Raw genomic sequence first — 1,259 nt, 5'->3', positions numbered from 1 at the left:
TCGCTGAAATACGGCTCGCGCAGCTTTGCCCTGTGGCCGTGTGCTGCCACATGGCAAAGCTGTGGACGGGCTGCGGGCGGCCTCGGAACGCTTCGGCGTGCCGGTGGTGGGCGGCCACGCCAACCTCTCCTCCGACGCGCGCCGGCTGTCGGCGGCCATCCTCGGGCGCGCCAGGCGCCTGCTCACCAGCTTCGACGCGGCGCCAGGGGACCGGCTGGTCGCGGCGATCGACCTGCGGGGGCGCTACCGCGAACCGTTTTCGAACTGGGAGGCCGCGACCACGGCGCCCGCGGCGCGGCTGCGCGGCGATCTGGAGCTGCTGCCCGAGATCGCCGAGGCGGGGCTCTCGCGCGCCGCCAAGGACATCAGCCAGGCGGGCGTCGTGGGCACCGCCGCGATGCTCGCGGAGTGCTCCGGCGTCGGGGTCGAGATCGATCTCGACGCGCTGCCGAAGCCGGAAGGCTCGAAGCTCGAGCGGTGGCTGCTGAGCTTTCCGAGCTTCGGCTATCTGCTCGCGGTCCAGCCCGCCGACGTGGACGCGACGCTCGCCAGGTTCCACGCCCGGGGGATCGCGGCCGCCGATTGCGGGGAGTTCCGCCAGGGCGGCGCCGTCACGGTCGCCTCCCGCGGCGCGCGCGCGACGGTGTGGGACCTCGCCCGCAAACCCCTGATCGGCTGCGCGCCGCGGGTGACGGCATGAACGCCCCTCTCCGCATCGCGATCCTGTGCCACTCCACCAATCCGCGCGGCGGCGTGGTCCATGCGCTCGAACTCGGCGACGCTCTGGCGCGGCTCGGCCACGCGCCGACCGTGCTCGCGCCCGCCGGCGCCGGGTTCTTCCGCAAGACCCTGTGCGAGACGGTCGTCATTCCCGCGCGGAGCTTCTCGGGCGGCGTGCTCGAAATGGCCGAGGCGCGCATCGCCGACTACCTCGACTGGTTCGACGCTCCGTCGCGCCGGGGGTTCGACCTCTTCCACGCCCAGGACAGCATCTCGGGCAATGCGCTGGCGACCCTCAAGGAGCAGGGCGCGATCGACCGCTTCGCCCGCACGGTGCATCATGTCGACGCCTTCGCCAGTCCTGCGCTGGAGGCGCTGCAGCGCCGCGCGATCCTGGCGGCGGACGTCCATTTCGCGGTGAGCGAGACCTGGCGCGCGCGGCTGTCCGACGCGCATGGCCTGAAGCCGGTCGTGGTCGGCAACGGCGTCGACGCCGACCGCTTCAGCCCTATCGCCGACGGGCGCGAGGCGGCGTTGCG

The 1,259-nt window shown here is 73.2% G+C and carries 1 protein-coding gene and 1 pseudogene; both read left to right on the top strand.

Annotated elements, in window-relative coordinates; genetic code table 11:
• Positions 1–61 precede the first annotated feature (61 nt).
• Positions 62–700, top strand: a pseudogene (locus tag ACIKT0_RS18510) (AIR synthase-related protein); the annotation flags it as partial.
• Positions 697–1,259: glycosyltransferase (locus tag ACIKT0_RS18505; protein ID WP_407106781.1), on the top strand; the 563-nt coding region annotated here is incomplete at its 3' end. The pseudogene ACIKT0_RS18510 and the gene ACIKT0_RS18505, both read left to right, overlap by 4 nt.

The sequence above is a fragment of the Hansschlegelia beijingensis genome (assembly GCF_045505405.1).
Lineage (GTDB): Bacteria > Pseudomonadota > Alphaproteobacteria > Rhizobiales > Methylopilaceae > Methylopila > Methylopila beijingensis_A.
This window is presented reverse-complemented; position numbering and strand designations above follow the sequence as displayed.